Below are 18,246 nucleotides of genomic sequence, written 5' to 3' on the forward strand. Positions count from 1 at the left end.
GGATTTAGCGGCTCCACCTCGCAAAGATCGCCGTCGGCAGGGTCAGTCCGCGCGTCTCCTCGCGGACGCCCAGTTCGCCGCATTCGACCCGCCCGCCCAGATCGCCGAGCGACTGGCGCAGCAATTCGCCGATCGCCAGCGCCGACATGCGCACCGCATAGACCGTCAGGAACAGGAAGCGCGAGTCGCCGTCCAACAACTGCCGGCAATCGGCGATCAGCCCGGGCAGATGCTCCTCCAGCTTCCACACCTCGCCATTCGGCCCGCGTCCCCATTTGGGCGGATCGAGGATGATGCCGTCATAGCGGCGCCCGCGACGGACCTCGCGCGCGACGAATTTCGCCGCGTCCTCGACCAGCCAGCGGACCGGCTTGTCGGTCATGTCCGACAGGGCGGCATTGGCGCGCGCCTGTTCGACCGACTTCTTCGACGCATCGACATGGACCACGCGCGCCCCCGCCGCCGCCAGCGCCAGCGATCCGACGCCGGTATAGCCGAACAGGTTCAGGCATTCCGGGTTATTCGCCCCGTCCAGCCGCCCGCGCATCCAGTCCCAGACCGGCGCCATGTCGGGGAAGAAGCCGAGATGCCGGAACGGGGTGTTGCTCGCCGAAAACCGCACCTCGCGCCACGTCAGCGGCCAGTCGCGCGGCGGTTGTTTGAAGAACAGCCAGCGCCCGCCGCCATCCTCGTCCGACCCCGGCACGAATTCGCCATGCGCATCCCATTCGGCGAGCGCCGGCGCCCACATCGCCTGCGGTTCGGGGCGGATGAAGCGATACGGGCCATAGCGTTCGAGCTTGCGACCATGGCCGCAATCGATCAGCCCGTAATCGCCCCAGGGTTCGCCGATAAGTGCGATCGGGTCCATTACGCGCGCGGTGTCGCCCGTTCGGCGATCCATTCCGTCACCGCTTCGAAGGTGGCGGGCAAGGTGACGTAGCGTTCCTCGCGATCGAACAGGTCGCCGACGCGGGGCGGCAGCGCGGCACGGGTGCCGATCGCGCGTTCGACCGCGTCGGGGAATTTGGCCGGGTGCGCGGTGGCCAGCGTCACCATCGGCGCGTCGATGCCGCTGTCGAGCGCGGCTGCCAGCGCGATCGCGGTATGCGGGTCGATGATCTGCGCGGCATGGGTCTGGGCCCATAGCATCGCCTGCGCCATGCGGTCGGCGTCGACGCGCGCGCTCTGGAACAGCGCGCTCGCGCCCTGATGCTGCGCGTTGGTCAGCCGCATCGCCCGCGTTGATTCGAACCCGCGCATCTGCTCGCCCAGCGCCACGCCGTCGCGTCCGCCAAGGTCGTAGAGGAGCCGTTCGAAGTTCGAGCTGACCTGGATATCCATCGACGGCGTCGCGGTCGGGGTGACCTGCGCGCTCGAATAATCGCCGTTGGTCAGCGCGCGGTGCAGGATGTCGTTGACGTTGGTAGCGACGATCAGCTTGGCGATCGGCAGCCCCATCTGCGCCGCGACGAAGCCGGCGAACACGTCGCCGAAATTGCCGGTCGGAACCGAGAAAGCGATGGCCTTGTCCGGTCCGCCCAGCCGCACGGCGGCATAGAAATAATAGACGACCTGCGCCATCAGGCGCGCCCAGTTGATCGAGTTCACCGCCGACAGGCGGAAACGGCCCGAAAAGGCGGCGTCGTTGAACATCGCCTTGACCAGCGCCTGTGCGGTATCGAAGTCCCCTTCGATCGCGATATTGTGAACGTTGGGCGACAGGACGGTCGTCATCTGCCGCCGCTGGACGTCGGAGACGCGGCCGGCGGGGTGCAGCATGAAGATGTCGATATGCTCGCGACCCGCCACCGCGTCGATCGCCGCCGATCCGGTATCGCCGCTGGTCGCGCCGATGATCGTCAGCCGTTCGGTCGTACCGGTCAGGAACCGTTCGAAGAACAGGCCGAGCAGCTGCAGCGCCACGTCCTTGAACGCCAGCGTCGGGCCGTGGAACAGTTCGAGCAGCCACTGGTCGTGATCGATCTGCACCAGCGGCGTCACCGCTTTGTGGCTGAAGCGGCCATAGGCGGTTTCGCACAGCGCGAGCAGTTCGGCTTCGCTCAGGGCGTCGCCGACGAACGGCGCCATCACCTTTGCGGCGGTCTCGGCATAGCTCAGCCCGGCCAGTGCCGCGACCTCCTCGCGGGTCAGCGTCGGCCACGCATCGGGCAGATACAGGCCGCCATCGCTGGCCAAGCCGGCCAGCGTCGCGCCGGCGAAGTCGAGATCGGGCGCATTGCCCCTGGTGCTGACATACCGCATGGGGGGTGCGGTTAGCGGCTGCGGCGACGAAGTGCCAGCAAGTATATGATGACCGCGGCCAAGGCGAAGGCGAACCACTGGATCGCATAGGCGAGGTGGTTGTCGGGCAGGCTGGCGGGATCGGGCCGCCGGCTGGGCTCCAGACCGGGGGCGGGGGCGTCCGACACGATCATCGGCGCAGGGGGCGTAACGTGGCCGGTCATCCGGTCGAGCAGCGTCGGGCCGCCCGGCGCTTGGCTGAGCGTGCCGGCCACCGCGCCGCCGGACCAGACCGGGCGCAGCTTCGGATCGATGGCGACCCCCATGTCGACGCGGAACGGCTGGCCATCGGGGCTGCGGCAGGCGGCGATGTGGCGATAGCCCGAACTGCCATCGACCGCGCGGCCGGCGCCCATCGTCCAGTCGCCGACCTGGGCGCAAGCGGCGGTGACACGCGCGAACAGCAGGTCGTCGGTGATCCGTGCCGGCAGCGGTTGCACGGGCCGATCGAGATTGGCGCGGGCATGGGCGATCAGCGCCGCTTTCTCCGCCCGCCGCTGCAACTGCCACAGGCCCAGCGCGACCATCGCCGCGACCGCGAGCAGCACGATCAGCGTCGGCAAGATCGGCAGGCGTTTCACGGGCGCGGGTCGATCCGGCCTTCGCCTGCGCCGCGCTTATATTCGAGGGCGATCAACATGCCCTTGGCGATGCGCAGGCTGCCGACCACGCCGAGCATGGTCAGCGGCACCCAGAGCAGCACATGCACCCACCAAGGCGGACCGGCGGCGAGTTCTAGCCAGATGGCGAGGATGGTGATGATCGTGCCGATGCCAAGCGTCAGGAACGCCGCCGGTCCGTCCCCGACATTGAACGCGCCGAAGTCCAGTCCGCATGTCCGACAGCGATCGGCAAAGGCGATGAGGCTACGGAACAGGGTCGGTGCGGCGCAACGCGGGCACAGGCCGCGCACGCCGCAATCGAAGGGCGCGGGACCGCCTGCGCCCGGTTGATCGGGCATCAGCCGCCGTGGATCGGCGCGCCCCAGCCGCCCCATACATAGATGACGACGAAGAGGAACAACCACACCACGTCGACGAAATGCCAGTACCATGCCGCCGCTTCGAAGCCGAAATGCTGCTTCGGCGTGAAGTCGCCCTGATAGGCACGGATTAGGTTGACGGCGAGGAAAATGGTGCCGACCAGCACGTGGAAGCCGTGGAACCCGGTCGCCATGTAGAAGGCGGCGCCATAGTTCAGGCCCTTAAACGGCATCGGCGCATGGATATATTCATACGCCTGGATGCACGAGAACAGCGCGCCGAGGATGACGGTCAGCCACAGCCCCTTCTTGACGCCGTCATTCTCACCCACGCCGATCGCGCCCCACAGCCCCTTCAGCGCACCGCCGCGCTGGTTGTGGATCAGCGCGTGATGTGCCCAGGTGACGGTAGTGCCCGAGAGCAGCAGGATGAAGGTATTGAGCAGCGGCAATTCGAAGGCGTTGAGCACTTCGAGGCCGGCGGGCGGCCATTGCGCGGCGACGGCGGTATTGCCCGCCTCGATCAGCGAGACGCCGTCTTCGTGATTATACTGGATCGCGGCGGGGAAGAGCGAGAAGTCGAACCACGACCAGAACCAGCCGACGAAGAACATCACTTCGGAAGCGATGAACAGGATCATGCCGTAGCGCAGGTGAAGCTGCACCACCGGCGTATGATGGCCCGCCTTCGATTCGCGGATTACGTCGGCCCACCAGAAGCCCATGCAGGCCAGCGTCGCGATCAGCCCGGCGCCGAACACGAAGCCGCCAAGCGGCGCTTCGTTCAGATACATGACGCCGCCCGCCGCCATCATGAAGGCGGCCATCGAACTGGCGAGCGGCCAGATGCTGGGGGGCAGGATATGAAAATCGTGGTTCTTCGCGCCTGCCATCATCCGTCCCTAAGCTGTTCGCGCCTTGTGCGGAGCGTGTTTGCGCGTGATCCTAGCTCGTCGTCGCGCCCGAATCCACCGGGTAAAATGTGTAGGAGAGGGTGATCGCGCGAATGTCCTTCGCATCCGGATCGTCATGGATCTTGGGATCGACGAAGAAGATGACCGGCATGCGCACCTTCTCGCCCGGTTGCAGCGTCTGCTGGGTGAAGCAGAAGCACTGGATCTTCGTGAAATATTTGCCGGCCTGGCTGGGCGTCACGTTGAAGGTCGCGGTGCCGGTGACCGGGCGGCCCGACACGTTCTTCGCGGTGAAGAACGCCATGTCGCGCGCGCCGATATCGACGGTTTCGGAGGCGCGTTCGGGCTTGAACTCCCAGCCGAGCGCCGGATTGACGTTCGTGTCGAAGCGGACCACGACCCTGTCGCCGATGCCGCCGGGTGCCTGTTGCCCACGCTGGGTGGTACCGTTGAAGCCGGTCACCTGACAGAACATGCGGTAGAGCGGGACGCTGGCGAAGCCGACGCCGGTCATGCCGACGACGCCCGCGACCGACAGCAATGCCACGCGCAAATTGCGGGTCACGTGCCCATCCCCGCCTGAATCTTGACGATGGTGATCGCGAACAGCAGCAGCACGAACGCGCCGAGCAGCCATGCCATCACCTTCGCACGTTCGCGCTGCCGGGCGCGGATGCGGTCGTCCTGTTCGCTCATGCCAACACCCACCGGTCGGCGACCAGCGCGCCGAAGATCGCGAAAAGATACAGGATCGAAAAGGCGAACAGCCGCTTTTCCGGCTTCATCCTGTCATCCGGTTGCGTCGATCGCGTCGCGACCTGCACCGCCAGCAACCCGAAGGTCGCGGTCAGCAGGCAGGCGGCAATGCCATAGATCGCACCGGTCAGCCCCAGCGGCCATGGCGCGACCGCGACCGCCGCCATCGGAATGGTGTACAGCCCTATCTGGGTCCGTGTCGTCCGCTCACCGGCCACCACCGGGAGCATCGGCACGCCGGCATTGGCGTAATCCGTCTTCACGAATAGCGCGAGCGCCCAGAAATGCGGCGGCGTCCACAGGAATACGAGGCTGAACAACAGGAACGGTAGCAACGCGATGTTGCCGGTCGCCGCCGCCCATCCGATCAGCGGCGGAAACGCGCCCGCCGCCCCGCCGATGACGATGTTCTGCGGCGTCCGGCGCTTGAGCCACACCGTATATACCAGCACGTAGAACAGGATCGACACGGTCAGGATCGCGGCGGCAGCCAAATTCACCGCCAGCCCCATCAGCACCACCGAGAATATCGAGAGGCCCACGCCGAAATGGAGCGCCGATTGCCGGTCCATGCGCCCGGCGGGGAGCGGGCGACCCTGCGTCCGCTTCATCTTCGCGTCTAGATCGGCCTCATACCATTGATTGAGCGCGCCCGCCGCGCCTGCACCAAGGGCGATGCACAGCACGGCGGTGAAGCCGATCACCGGATGGATCGCGACCGGCGCGGCCAGCATGCCGCACAGCCCGGTAAAAACGACCAGCGTCATCACCCGTGGCTTGGTAAGGGCAAGGAAATCGCGCCAGTCGGCGGGCAGGGTGATCGTCTGCGCGGTCATCGCCGCCATATAGAGGGTTGTGGCGGCGGGGGAAAGCATTGCCCGCCTGTCATTCCGGGCGTGGCCGGAATGACAGGGCAGGGCGGGCGGGACGCCTTACCGGAACTTGCCCGACAGCGAGACGCCGATGATCCGCGGGTCGTTGAACACCGCGGCCATGTAATTCTCGATCACGCCCTTCAGGTTCTTTTCGTTGGTGATGTTGCGCGCGAATACCGACACTTCCCACGCGTCGGAGGGCGGGGCGTAACCGACCTTCAGCCCGCCTTCGAAATTGCCGTTCGCGGTGAATTCGCGCGCCCGGTACAGGGTGAACTGCGTATAGCCCTGCAGATTCCAGTCGGTGGCGATGAACACGCGGGCACCGTCGTTCAGCGGCTGGTCCCAGCGTGCGGTCAGGTCGAGCGTATACTCGGGCGCGTTGGGCAGCGGTTCGCCGTCGATCTGGGCAAAGGTGTTGGCGCCGATGCGGATCGTCGGGTTGTCGACAGTGCAGACGACCACTCCGTTGAGCGCGCAGACCTGTGCATAGACGCGCTTGTCGCGAATCGCCGAATGCAGCCAGCTGCCGCCCAGACCCAGCGTCAGTTGCGGTACCGGCTTCCAGTCGAGCTCGGCCTCGACGCCGTACGCCTGGGCCTTGTCGGCATTGAACAGCACGCCGTTGCCGTTCGAATCATTGCCGTTCAGCTGGATGTCCTTGACCCGGTAGCCGAAGACGGTGGCGTTCAGGCGCAGCGTATTGTCGATCAGGCTGCTTTTGAACCCTGTCTCGAACGACAGGATCGTTTCCGAATCGGCGGTGGTGAAATCGGCGTTGAACACCGCCGAACGTCCTTGGATCGTCGGTCCGCGGAAGCCGCGCGCGACACGCGAATACAGGCTGAAATCGTCGCTCGCCTTGTACAGCAGGCTGACGTCCCAGCTCGGCTCGGTCGACGACAGGCGGACATCGGTGCGCCCGCGATAGGTGACGACGTTGGCGGCGGTGTTGGCGGTCTTCACCAGCCGGGTGCGCTTCGTATCCTCGGTAATGCGCGCGCCGGCGGTCAGCGTCAGCTGGTCGGTCAGGTCGTAATGCGCCTGTCCGAATGCCGCCCACGACGTGTTGACGTCGCGCAGCCGGACCCAGTTGTTCGGGTTGCGCGCCGCCGTCGTCAGGAAGAAGCCGCGCTGATAGAATTCGGTGACGTCGCGATTGTCGAAATAGAAGCCGCCGACCTGGAACCCGAACGGGCCGCTCCCGGTCGAGGCGAGGCGAATTTCCTGCGACCATTGGTCAAGGTCGCGGATATTGCCGCGGCTTTGGCCGAAGCCGTTGGGGACGCCATTGACCGGGAACAGCGCGGCGGCGCCGCCATCGGTGTCGCCGCGGCTCGACCCGCTGGTCGTCTCGTACGCGGTGATCGAGCTGAGCGTCACCGGCCCGAAATCGAACGCCATCCGCGCCGACGCGCCATAGGTGTCGTACGCCTGCGGGTTGTTGCCGCCTTCGTCCAGCGCCACGCGGTCGCGCGGTTCGGCCGACACGTCGTTCGACCCGCGCTTCAACGCCGCGCGGTGGAAGATGGTCGAGGTGCCTTCATACCAGCGGGCATGGCCCGACAGGTCGATGGTGATCGCATCGCTCGGCTGCGCACGCACCTGCACGCGCAGGTTGCGGTCGTCGAAGCCGCCCATCGCGTCCTTCTTAGGCGTCTGGGTATTGTCGGCGCTGAACCCGGCATAGGTGTTGTCGACCCAGTCGTCGCGGTGCTGGACCAGCGCCGATACGCGCACCATCAGCCCGTCGGCGATCGGCCCGCCGACCCCGGCATCGAAGCTGGCGCTGTTATAGGTGCCGTACGATGCCTGTGCCCGGCTCTGGAAGGTCGCGGTCGGGCGGATCGTGTCGAACTTGATGATGCCGGCGGTGGTGTTGCGGCCGAACAGCGACCCCTGCGGTCCGCGCAGCACCTCGACCTGCGCCACGTCGAACACCGGGTTCGATTTCAGCACGACATGTTCGAGGATCACGTCGTCCTGGATCACCGTCACCGGCTGCGACGCGCCGAGATAGAAGTCGATATTGCCGAGGCCGCGGATATAGAAGCGCGGAAAGATGCGGCCGGTCGTCGTCTCGGCATACAGGCCGGGGATGCGCCCCGACAGCGACAGCAGCGTATCCTCGCCGCCCGCCTGGAACTGGCGCAGATCGTCGCCGGTCGCGACGCCGACCGACAGCGGCGTGTCCTGCAACCGCTCCTCGCGCCGTTCGGCGGTGACGACGATATCGTCGAGTCCGGCCTCGGGTTCGGCGGGTGCGGTCTGTGCGAATGCCGGCGTGGCGAGCGCGATCAGTGCGGCGCTGGCAAGCAGCGGCAGACGGAGTTGCATGGTCGGTTCCTTCCCTGTGACGGGTGGATCGCTTGCCGCACCGCCACCCGCGTTCCCCCGAACCCGGATGGCCAAGTGTCTGTACGGCAGGGCGGACCACCCCCGGCGGGCGCGCTAGGACCGACTTATGGCAATTGCGTGACAGTCGTATGCATTATGCGACCCGCGCACGGTTCCGCACACGGTTTCAGACGAAACCCTGTCCCCAGCTCGATTTGTCGTAATTGCCGATATTGGGCAGCACCGTCGACATGTCGCCGTCGGACACGCCGAACCATCGCGCCAGCGTCGAGGCATATTGGTCGACCGACATGGTCGGGATCAGGCGGCCCTGACCGACGTCATCGGGGGTGCCGGTGCCGACCAGTGGCGCGGTGCCGTACAGCCGCTTGCCGTTGACCGCGCCGCCCATGACGAAGTGCATCGATCCCCAGCCATGATCGCAACCATTGCCGTTCGATGGCAGCGTCCGCCCGAAATCCGAACCGGTAAAGGTCGTCACCTTGTCCGACACGCCCAGCGCCACCGTGGTGTCGTGGAACGCGCGCATCGCCTCCGACAAGAGGGTCAGCAGCCGCGGCTGATTCCCCGCCAGATTGTCGTGCAGGTCGAACCCACCCATCGACACGAAGAATACCTGCCGCTTGGTGCCCAGATCCCCCGAGATCGCGATCATCCGTGCGACCATGCGCAGCTGATCGGCCAGCCCGTTCTCTTCGGGGAAGAGCGGAAAATTCGTTTCCGGCGCGCCCGCCAAGCTGTTGGCCAGTTGCGCCTGTACGTCCATCGCCCGCTTGTTCACTCGCGCATATTCGTTCGCGAACATATGCGGATTGGTTTCGGTCATCATCTGCCGCAGCGTCTGCGCGGCGAGTGTCGATCCGTAGAGCGACGATGCATCGCGCAGCAGGGGCACCGGACCCCCCGTTCCGACATTATACTGGATGGCGTTGCGTCCCGACAGGAAGACGGCGTTGCCCGATGCGTTGATGCACGTCATCGCCGCCGTGCCGTTGCCCGACTGGAACAGATCGCCGATCCGTCCGCCCCAACCCGATCCTGCGCCTTCCGGGCTGGATGCCTGGAAGAAGCTCTGCTGGTCGTTGTGGCTGAACAGCTTGGGCGGCAGGCGCACCGACTTGTTCTGATATTGTGCCTTGGTCGTCGGCTGGATCAGCGTGCCGACATTCATCGCCACCGCCAGCCGTCCGGCGTCGAACAGCGGGCTGAGCGGTGCCATCGCCGGCGCCAGTGCATAGGCGCGGCCCCGCATGTCGTTGGTCGGCAGCAGCGCAGTCGGCGTCAGGTCTTCGCGTGAAAAGGCAAGCGAACTGCGCAGCGACGCATATTTCGCGTGGCTGGTCGGGTCATAGGGGACCAGCGTGTTGTAATGGTCGTTGCCGCCCGACAGGAAGATGCAGACCAGCGCCTTGTAATCGCTCGCGGTCGCCGCGGCCGCCTCGCCGATCGCGCCGAGGCTGGTGACGAACGGGGCGGCGACCCCGGCCACGCCGAACAGGGCGGAGCGTTGCAGGAACGCGCGGCGGGAAACGTCGGTCAGGATGGTCGGAGCGTTCATTTGAGCACCAGATAGTCGGGCGACGCGAGGGTCAGCAGGATCGCGACCCCGGTTCGGTTGAGCGTGGCGTTGTTCGCGGTCAGCGGGATGCTGTCGACGGCGGCGCGGATCGACGCGATGGTCGATGCGCGCAGCTGTCCGGCGGCGAGGATCAGGTTGACCTCTTCGACCAGTTTCGCACTGTCCGATGCCAATGCCATCATCGGCGCGTAATCGGCCTTGGTATCGCCGGTGCCACCGCCGACCAGCGACTGCATGTAGTTGATATAGGCAATGTTGGTCTGTTCGCTGGCGATCAGGAATTCGGGCGCGGTCAGCCCGGCCTGCACCATCGCCGTGCCCGGCGGGCTGAAGCCGGGGCGGACGAAGCCGAACACGCTCGGCGCGCGACCGATGCCCTGTCCCAGCCGGGTCGTGGTGCTGGTCGTGGAACCGAAGCCCCAGGCGTCGCTGGGCGAGGTGACGCCGAACGCACGCGCCCAGTTGGTCAGCCGCAGCACCGGTTCGCGCAGCCGGCCGCCGGTCGTGGTGTTGAGCGCCGCGGCGTCGTCGCGTGCTTCGGGGTCGAGCAGGATCGCGCGGATGATCGCCTTCATGTCGCCGCGCACGCCGCTGCCGTTATTGGCGAAGGCGGCGGCGACGCGCCCGACATAAGCCGGGCTGGGGTTCGACGTAACCATGCGCTGGATAAGCTGCTTCGACACGAACGGTGCGATGTTCGGGTGGCGGAAGATGACGTCGAGCGCGGCGTCGATCGCCGCCATGCCGCCGCCCGACACGGTCGATCCAAGGAAAGTCGACGGTCCCGTTTCGTTGAGCTCGCTGTTCATGATCAGCGGCTCGCGCATCCGGTCGGGCGTCTTGCGGTCGCTGGAGGCGAGCTGCAGCCCGGTGAACACCCGGGCCAGCTGCGATACGTCGTCGAGCGTATAGGTTTCGAGCGCCTGTCCGTTCGACATGCGGACGGTGCCGTCCTGCTCCAGCTGGTTTACGCCCAGCGTGAACAGCTGCATCAACTCGCGGGCGTAATTCTCGTCGGGCAGGCTGCCGGTCGACGGATTGGCCTTACGGTTGTTTACGAAGGTCAGGAACAAGCCCATCGCCCCGTTGCGGGTGATCGCGCCCAGCAGGTCGCGATAATTTCCGAACGCATGGTCGGCGAGCACATCGGTATAGGCGGCGACGGAAAGTGCGCGCCAGTCGATGTTCAGCACGCCCATCCCGACGACCAGATAGTCGAACAGCGCGAGCGTGACCCGCTGACGCAACGCGTCGGGGCCAGCGATCGCCTGTCGCCACACGCTTGCGTCATACTGGCTCTGGACGTTGACCTTGATCGATTCGGTCGCACCGTTTGCGACCATCCAGTCCCAGTGGCTGATCTGGCGCGGAATGGCGAATTGCGCCTCGATCCAGGCAGCGACCCCGGTATTCAGCACCGAATCGATGCTGGCACGGGTCGCACCCATCGTCGCTTGCGCCAGGAACCGGCTGGCCGAGCGTGCGGCGGAACTGGCGGACGGGGTCGGGCTGGGGGTCGGCGTCGGTGTCGGCGCCGGATTGGGACCGGCGACGGTGACCGTGCCGGGGCCAGACCCGCCGCCCGAATCACATGCGGCTAGCAGGGCGGCCGCGCCGATCACGCCGTGTTTGGCGGTCAGGCCCGTGGCGGGCGCCGCATCGACGGGCAAGGCCCGCGTCGTCTGTTCCGAAATCTGTGTCCGATCAGCGGTGTCGATGATCGTGTCGTCGCCCAACATGGCAATCCCCTGTACGCTGACGACGGGGATAAGGGCCTATGGTTGGGGAATGTTTAACGTACGGATTTTTCGGAGGAATCATGGTTAACCGGCGGTTAGCGCAACGGTTGCGCAGCCGTATCGAGCCCCGGAGAACCTACAAAAAAACGCCCCGGATCGCTCCGGGGCGTTGCCGATTTTTGTTGGAATGTGCCGTCCGGTCAGTCGACCTTCGGCAGCGTTTCGAACTGGTGGAACGGCGGGGGCGACGACAGCGTCCATTCCAGAGTCGTCGCACCGTCGCCCCACGGATTGTCCGCCGCCTTGCGCCCGGCCATCAACGAGATGACGACGTTGACGAAGAAGAACACCATGCCGATCGCCATGATGCCATATCCGGCCGAAGCGATGTGGTTGAAGAAGGCATAGGCGTCCGGATAATCCGGGTAGCGGCGCGGCATGCCCTGCGCGCCCAGGAAGTGCATCGGGAAGAACATGACGTTCACGCCGATGAAGAACACCCAGAAGTGCAGCTTGCCGAGCAGCTCGTTGTACATCTTCCCCGACATCTTCGGGAACCAGTAGTAGAAGCCGGCGAACAGCGCGAACACCGCACCCAGCGACAGCACATAGTGGAAGTGCGCGACGACATAATAGGTGTCGTGCAGCACGTCGTCGACGCCGCCATTGGCGAGCACCACGCCGGTCACGCCGCCGACCGTGAACATGAAGATGAACCCGATCGCCCACAGCATCGGCGTGGGGAAGCGCAAGCTGCCCCCCCACATCGTCGCGATCCACGAGAAAATCTTGATGCCGGTCGGCACCGCGATGATCATCGTCGCGGCGGTGAAGTACATCTTGGTGTTCACGCTCAGGCCGGTGGTGAACATGTGGTGCGCCCACACGACGAAACCGACCGCACCGATCGCGACCATGGCATAGGCCATGCCGAGATAGCCGAACACCGGCTTGCGGCTGAACGTCGCGACGATGTGGCTGATGATGCCAAAGCCCGGCAGGATCATGATGTACACTTCGGGGTGGCCGAAGAACCAGAACAGATGCTGGTACAGGATCGGGTCGCCACCGCCGGCCGGATCGAAGAAGGTCGTGCCGAACTTGCGGTCGGTCAGCAGCATCGTGATCGCCGCGGCCAGCACCGGCAGCGACAGCAGCAGCAGGAAGGCGGTGACCAGCACCGACCATACAAACAGCGGCATCTTGTGCAGCGTCATGCCCGGTGCGCGCATGTTGAAGATGGTGGTGATGAAGTTGATTGCGCCCAGGATCGACGACGCACCGGCCAGGTGCAGCGACAGGATCGCCATGTCGACGCTCGGCCCCGGTTCGCCATAGGTCGACAGCGGGGCATAGACCGTCCAGCCGGTGCCCGCGCCGCCGCCGAACATCGTGCTGCCCAGCAGCAGCGCGAAAGCGGGGATCAGCAGCCAGAACGAGATGTTGTTCATGCGCGGGAACGCCATGTCCGGCGCGCCGATCATGATCGGCACGAACCAGTTGCCGAAGCCGCCGATCATCGCCGGCATCACCATGAAGAACACCATGATCAGGCCGTGCGCGGTGATGAGCACGTTCCAGAAATGGAGCGCCTGATCGCCTTCATGGCCCGACAGCCATGGCAGCCACTGGATGCCCGGTTCGGCGAGTTCGAGGCGCATCAGCCCCGAAATCGCACCGCCGATGATCCCCGCGACGATCGCGAAGATCAGGTACAGCGTCCCGATATCCTTGTGGTTGGTCGACATGAACCAGCGCGCGAAGAACGCCGGCTTGTGATCGGCATCGTGATGATGCGCGTCATGGCCGTGTCCGTGCGCGTCGAACGCATGGTGGCCGGAAAGGGCGGAATCGGTCATCTTACTGGTCCACGTTGCCGACGCCGCCGCCGTTGCCGGTGGCGCGCTGGGTGGAGGGGGAGGCGGCTTCGGTCGCGTTGACGACCGGTGTGCCCGCATCGCTGGCGGTGTTGCCGGCTTCCGACGTGGCGTCGGCGGTATCGGCACCCGGCTGCGGGATCACGGCGTTGCTGGGGGCGGCGGCCTCGGCCGGGCTCGGCAGCGTGCCGCCCTTGGCGCGGATCCACTGATTGAACTGTGCCACCGGCACCGCTTCGACCGCGATCGGCATATAGGCGTGGCGCGCGCCGCACAACTCGCTGCACTGGCCGAAATACAGGCCCGGCTTCTCGATGGTGAAGCTGGTTTCGTTCAGCCGGCCGGGCACCGCGTCGAGCTTGATCCAGAAGGCCGGGATCGCCCAGCTGTGGATCACGTCGGTCGCGGTGGTGATCAGGCGGATCGGCACGCCGACCGGCAGCACGATGCGGTTGTCGACCGCGAGCAGGCGGGGACCGTCGGCATCGGTGCGGAACCGCTGGCCGGGGCCGACCTCGTTCCGCTCCTTCAGCATGTTGGCGGTCACCGACACGCCGCCATAATCGGGATATTCGTAACTCCAGAACCACTGGTTGCCGATCGCCTTCAGCGTCACCGCATTATCGGGGGCGGGCTTGAACTGGCGCGCGAGCAGCCCGATCGACGGCACCGCGATCGCGGCGAGGATCAGGACGGGGGCGGCGGTCCAGATGATCTCGATCGCGGTGTTGTGCGACGTCTTCGACGGGACCGGGTTCGCCTTCTCGCGGAACCGGATCGCGACATAGGCGAGCAGGAACAGCACCAGCAGCGAGATCGCGACGATCACCGGCATCAGGATGTTGTTGTGGAATGCCTTGCCCTCGCGCCCGTTCGGCGTGAACTGCGTCTGCAGGTCGATCGTGCGGTCGGTCGGCTGGCCGACATGCGGCGTCGCGACCATGCGCGGCGATCCGTCGGCGTTCAGCGTCGGGTCCTGCACCGCTGGCGGCGTGGGGGCCGCGGCGGTCGCGGGCGGCGTCACCTGTCCGGTCGGATTGGCCTCCGCCGATCCGGGGGGCGGCGCCCCCGCCTGCGGCGCGGTCGCGACTTCGCCGCTGCCCGGCGTCACCGCCGCCGGCTGCTGCGCATACGCGCCGCCCGCCAACGCGACGGCCGCCGCGAACTTGAACATCCTCATCCCAATGCTTCGCATCGTGTCGTGTCACCCCGTTACAAGTTATGCGGCACGCTTCTAGGACGGCGTGGTCGCATAGGGCGGGCGTTTGGAAACCCTAACCCACCGGGCTATACGCGGCATGTCGCCCGGCCTCAAGCGATGGTTGCGAACGCACCCCCGGCGGCAGTACAGGGCGCGCGACGGCAACCGGCGGGACGACAGCCATGAACGACGACGCGATCCTCGACGAATTCCGGCAGGCGGAAGCGCTGCTGGAGGGGCATTTCATCCTGTCGTCGGGACTGCGCTCGTCACGCTATCTGCAATGCGCCCGCGTGCTCATGGACCCGCGCCGCGCCGCGTGGCTGTGCGACGAACTCGCCCGCCGCCTGCCCGGCGACGTGCGCGAATCGATCGAGGTCGTGATTTCGCCGGCAATGGGCGGGGTGATCGTCGGGCATGAGATGGGCCGATCGCTGGGCGTGTCCGCGATGTTCCTCGAACGGCCGACCGGCACCTTCGAACTGCGGCGCGGCTTCCGCATCGACGCCGGCACCCGCGTGCTGATGATGGAGGACGTCGTCACCACCGGCCTGTCGTCGCGCGAGGCGATCGCCGCGATCCGCGCTGCAGGCGGCGAGGTGGTCGCCGCCGCGTCGCTGGTCGACCGGTCGAACGGGGCCGCCGATCTGGGCGTGCCGTTCTTTCCGTTGATCCGGCTAGACGTGCCGAGCTACCAGCCCGATGCGTTGCCCGCCGAACTGGCGGCGATCCCGGCGATCAAGCCGGGGAGCCGCGCGGCATGAGCGAGGTCCTTCGCCTAGGCGTCAATATCGATCACGTCGCGACCGTTCGCAACGCGCGCGGATCGGGCTATCCCGATCCGGTGCGTGCCGCACTGCTGGCGGCGGAGCATGGCGCCGACGGGATTACTGCGCATCTGCGCGAGGATCGCCGCCACATTACCGACGAGGATATCGCGCGGCTGTCAGCGGAGCTGACCGTGCCGCTCAATCTGGAAATGGCGGCGACCGAGGAAATGCTGGGCATTGCGCTCCGCCATCGCCCACACGCCGCGTGTATCGTTCCCGAAAAGCGCGAGGAACGCACCACCGAAGGCGGGCTGGATGCTGCGGGTCAGCACAATATCCTGGCGCCGATGATCCGCGAACTGGGGGCGGCACGGGTGCGGGTGTCGCTGTTCATCGAGCCCGATGCGCAGCAGATCGCCGCCGCGGTGGCGCTGGGTGCGCCGGTGGTCGAGCTGCACACCGGCCGCTATGCCGAACTGGCGGGCGACGAACAGGTCGCCGAATTGCGCCGCATCGCCGATGCGGCGGCATTGGCGGCGAAGAACGGGATCGAGGTCCATGCCGGACACGGGCTGACCTTCGACAATGTCATTCCGATCGCGGCGATCCCGCAGGTGCGCGAACTCAACATCGGCCATTTCCTGATCGGTGAGGCGATTTTTGGGGGGCTCGGGCCGATGGTGCGGCGGATGAAGGATCTGATGGAGACCGCACGGTGAAGCGGGGATCCTCCCCGGTACGGGGAGGGGGACCAGCCGCAGGCTGGTGGAGGGGGGTGTCCTACTCCACTACCGTTGCGGTTGGGGATGTCCCCCTCCACCACCGCTGCGCGGCGGTCCCCCTCCCCGTACCGGGGAGGATTTCATGATCGTCGGTCTCGGCTCGGACCTTTGCAATATCGAGCGTATCCAGTCGTCGCTCGACCGCTTCGGCGACCGTTTCCTCCAGCGCGTGTTTACCGAGGTCGAACAGGCCAAGGCTGCCAAGCGTCCGTTCACCCGCGCCGGGACGCTCGCCAAGCGCTTCGCCGCCAAGGAAGCCTTTTCCAAGGCGGTCGGCACCGGCTTCGCGCAGGGCGTGTTCATGCGCGACATCGGCGTGGTCAATGCCGCTTCGGGCGCGCCGACGCTGGCGCTGACCGGTGGTGCGAAAGCGCGACTTGACGCGATGATGCCCGAGGGCCACGTCGCGAAGGTGCATCTGACGATGACCGACGATCACCCCTGGGCCCAGGCGTTCGTCATCATCGAGGCGGTGCCGGCAACAGAGTAGGACGATTGATGGCCGATCATCTGGCGCTGGAGAACGATGGGGTTCCCGCGTCGTCGCCGACCCCGGCGCCCGCCCACCAGCATACGCCGCGGCGCGCGCGGCTCGACTGGAAGGGCGAAGTGCGCGGGCTGTTCTGGCTGTTGCTGGTGGTGCTGGGCTTCCACAGTTTCATCGCCAAGCCCTTCTACATCCCCTCCGAATCGATGCTGCCGGGTTTGCGCGTGGGCGATCGGCTGGTGGTGAGCAAATATGCCTATGGCTGGTCGTTCGTGTCGCCGACTATCCCCAATCCGGTGGCGATGTTCCGCGACATCGTGCTGCATCAGCCACAGGAGACGTGGAGCGTCCAGTTGCCGGCATGGCATGGTCGCATCTGGGGATCGATGCCGGAGCGCGGCGACGTGGTCATCGTCAAGCCGCCGGGCAGCAATACCGACCTCATCAAGCGCGTCATCGGCCTGCCGGGCGATCGGCTGGAGGTGGCGGGCGGCGTCGTCTACATCAACGACGTCGCCATTCCGCGCAAGGCGATGGGCGATGCGATGATCCCGGTCGACGCCAATACCCGTTGTGACGCCTATCAATATCCCGGCGCGCTGGTGCGGACCGACAAGGGTGCGTTCTGCCGCCTGCCGATGTACCGCGAGACGCTGCCCAATGGGCGGCAGTATGACACGATCGACCTCGGCTATTCGCAGGGCGACAATTTCGCGCCGATCATCATTCCCGCCAACCATGTCTTCCTGATGGGCGACAATCGCGACAACAGCGCCGACAGCCGCTTTTCGGAAGCCGAGCGCGGGCTGGGCGGGCCGGTGCCGTGGGAGAATATCGGCGGGCGTGCGGAATTCATCACCTTCTCGCTCGACGGCACGACCGGCCTGAACCCGGCGACGTGGTTCAGTTCGTTCCGCAGCGGCCGTGCGGGCACTTCGCTGGTCCCGTCGAAGGGCGCCGTGCAGTGAACGAGATCACGCTGTACGACTATTTCCGGTCGTCGGCGGGCTATCGCGTACGCATCGCGCTTGGCCTTAAGCGCGTCGCCCATGACCGCGTCGAGATTGCGCTGTTGAAGGGCGAACAGCGTGCGCCCGACCATCTGGCGCGCAACCCGCAGGGGCTGGTGCCGGCACTCGTCCTGCCCGACGGGACGGTGCTGACCCAGTCGCTGGCAATCCTCGACTGGCTGGACAGCACCTATCCCGAACCGCGGCTGTTCCCTGCCGATCCGCTGGCGCGCGCGCAGGCGATGGCGCAGGCGCTGGTAATCGTCGCCGACATTCATCCGATCGACAATCTGCGCGTGCTGCAGCGGTTGGAAAGCCAGTTCGGGGCTGATGCGGCGGCGAAGGCCGACTGGTATCGCCACTGGATCGCGCTGGGCCTGGATGCTTTGGAGGCAGCTGCGCCGGCGGACGGGTTTTTCGGGGGCGATGCGCCGGGTGCGGTCGATTGCTGCCTCGTGCCGCAACTCTATAATGCGCGGCGGTTCGAACTCGATCTGTCGTCCTGGCCGAAACTAGTCGCGATCGACGCGCGGGCCGCTGCGCTGCCGGCCTTTGTCGGCGCGCATCCCGACCGGCTGGCACCCGCTGCATGATGCTGGCGAACGCCGGGCC

18 protein-coding genes are annotated in these 18,246 nt (G+C 66.2%); 5 read left to right on the forward strand and 13 right to left on the reverse strand.

Features of this window, described 5'->3' with window-relative positions; translation table 11 throughout:
* Window positions 1–4: 4 nt before the first annotated feature.
* The 13 genes from ACTHQV_RS00090 to coxB all read right to left on the reverse strand — a co-directional run bounded on the left by ACTHQV_RS00090 (window position 5) and on the right by coxB (window position 14,564).
* Complete coding sequence (locus ACTHQV_RS00090) at window positions 5–871, reverse strand: class I SAM-dependent methyltransferase (RefSeq protein WP_440487738.1); 867 nt, start codon at window positions 869–871, stop codon at window positions 5–7.
* A complete protein-coding gene (gene thrC / locus ACTHQV_RS00095) occupies window positions 871–2,265 on the reverse strand; it encodes a threonine synthase (RefSeq protein WP_440487739.1) in 1,395 nt (464 codons plus the stop codon). Before thrC ends, ACTHQV_RS00090 begins: the two co-directional genes overlap by 1 nt.
* An 11-nt stretch (window positions 2,266–2,276) precedes the next feature.
* Complete coding sequence (locus ACTHQV_RS00100) at window positions 2,277–2,885, reverse strand: SURF1 family protein (protein WP_440487740.1); 609 nt, start codon at window positions 2,883–2,885, stop codon at window positions 2,277–2,279.
* Window positions 2,882–3,265: a DUF983 domain-containing protein gene (locus ACTHQV_RS00105; protein ID WP_440487741.1), complete on the reverse strand. Its 384-nt coding sequence runs from the start codon at window positions 3,263–3,265 to the stop codon at window positions 2,882–2,884. Before ACTHQV_RS00105 ends, ACTHQV_RS00100 begins: the two co-directional genes overlap by 4 nt.
* Complete coding sequence (locus ACTHQV_RS00110; protein WP_440487742.1) at window positions 3,265–4,179, reverse strand: cytochrome c oxidase subunit 3; 915 nt, start codon at window positions 4,177–4,179, stop codon at window positions 3,265–3,267. The genes ACTHQV_RS00105 and ACTHQV_RS00110 overlap by 1 nt, the downstream gene beginning before the upstream one ends.
* Window positions 4,180–4,231: 52 nt before the next feature.
* Window positions 4,232–4,765: a cytochrome c oxidase assembly protein gene (locus ACTHQV_RS00115; protein WP_440487743.1), complete on the reverse strand. Its 534-nt coding sequence runs from the start codon at window positions 4,763–4,765 to the stop codon at window positions 4,232–4,234.
* On the reverse strand, window positions 4,762–4,896 hold the full coding sequence (locus ACTHQV_RS00120; RefSeq protein ID WP_440487744.1) for a hypothetical protein: 135 nt from the start codon (window positions 4,894–4,896) through the stop codon (window positions 4,762–4,764). Before ACTHQV_RS00120 ends, ACTHQV_RS00115 begins: the two co-directional genes overlap by 4 nt.
* Complete coding sequence (locus ACTHQV_RS00125) at window positions 4,893–5,792, reverse strand: heme o synthase (protein ID WP_440487745.1); 900 nt, start codon at window positions 5,790–5,792, stop codon at window positions 4,893–4,895. The genes ACTHQV_RS00120 and ACTHQV_RS00125 overlap by 4 nt, the downstream gene beginning before the upstream one ends.
* Window positions 5,793–5,888: 96 nt before the next feature.
* Window positions 5,889–8,168, reverse strand: a complete 2,280-nt coding sequence (locus ACTHQV_RS00130; RefSeq protein ID WP_440487746.1) for a TonB-dependent receptor — start codon at window positions 8,166–8,168, stop codon at window positions 5,889–5,891.
* Between the two features lie 187 nt (window positions 8,169–8,355).
* The gene (locus ACTHQV_RS00135; protein WP_440487747.1) at window positions 8,356–9,747 is read right to left on the reverse strand and encodes a DUF1501 domain-containing protein; all 1,392 of its coding nucleotides are present in this window, start codon (window positions 9,745–9,747) and stop codon (window positions 8,356–8,358) included.
* Window positions 9,744–11,507: a DUF1800 domain-containing protein gene (locus ACTHQV_RS00140; protein WP_440487748.1), complete on the reverse strand. Its 1,764-nt coding sequence runs from the start codon at window positions 11,505–11,507 to the stop codon at window positions 9,744–9,746. Before ACTHQV_RS00140 ends, ACTHQV_RS00135 begins: the two co-directional genes overlap by 4 nt.
* Before the next feature lie 200 nt (window positions 11,508–11,707).
* On the reverse strand, window positions 11,708–13,366 hold the full coding sequence (ctaD, locus tag ACTHQV_RS00145; protein WP_440487749.1) for a cytochrome c oxidase subunit I: 1,659 nt from the start codon (window positions 13,364–13,366) through the stop codon (window positions 11,708–11,710).
* Between the two features lies 1 nt (window position 13,367).
* Complete coding sequence (gene coxB / locus ACTHQV_RS00150; RefSeq protein ID WP_440487750.1) at window positions 13,368–14,564, reverse strand: cytochrome c oxidase subunit II; 1,197 nt, start codon at window positions 14,562–14,564, stop codon at window positions 13,368–13,370.
* 203 nt (window positions 14,565–14,767) lie between these two features.
* Here coxB and pyrE point away from each other — a divergent pair, with 203 nt between their 5' ends.
* The 5 genes from pyrE (at window position 14,768) to maiA (ending at window position 18,227) form a co-directional block, all read left to right on the forward strand.
* Entirely contained in the window at window positions 14,768–15,349 is a 582-nt protein-coding gene (pyrE, locus tag ACTHQV_RS00155) for an orotate phosphoribosyltransferase (RefSeq protein WP_440487751.1), read from the forward strand.
* The gene (locus ACTHQV_RS00160; RefSeq protein ID WP_440487752.1) at window positions 15,346–16,074 is read left to right on the forward strand and encodes a pyridoxine 5'-phosphate synthase; all 729 of its coding nucleotides are present in this window, start codon (window positions 15,346–15,348) and stop codon (window positions 16,072–16,074) included. The genes pyrE and ACTHQV_RS00160 overlap by 4 nt, the downstream gene beginning before the upstream one ends.
* A 145-nt stretch (window positions 16,075–16,219) precedes the next feature.
* Window positions 16,220–16,627 (forward strand): holo-ACP synthase, encoded by a 408-nt coding sequence (gene acpS / locus ACTHQV_RS00165; RefSeq protein WP_440487753.1) that lies wholly within the window; start codon window positions 16,220–16,222, stop codon window positions 16,625–16,627.
* Window positions 16,628–16,635: 8 nt separating this feature from the next.
* A complete protein-coding gene (gene lepB / locus ACTHQV_RS00170) occupies window positions 16,636–17,592 on the forward strand; it encodes a signal peptidase I (RefSeq protein ID WP_440487754.1) in 957 nt (318 codons plus the stop codon).
* Window positions 17,589–18,227, forward strand: coding sequence for a maleylacetoacetate isomerase (gene maiA, locus ACTHQV_RS00175; RefSeq protein WP_440487755.1), 639 nt, complete (start codon window positions 17,589–17,591; stop codon window positions 18,225–18,227). The genes lepB and maiA overlap by 4 nt, the downstream gene beginning before the upstream one ends.
* Window positions 18,228–18,246: the final 19 nt, after the last annotated feature.

Origin of the sequence: Sphingomonas sp. SAFR-052 (assembly GCF_051965015.1) — a bacterium.
Taxonomy (GTDB): Bacteria; Pseudomonadota; Alphaproteobacteria; order Sphingomonadales; family Sphingomonadaceae; genus Sphingomonas.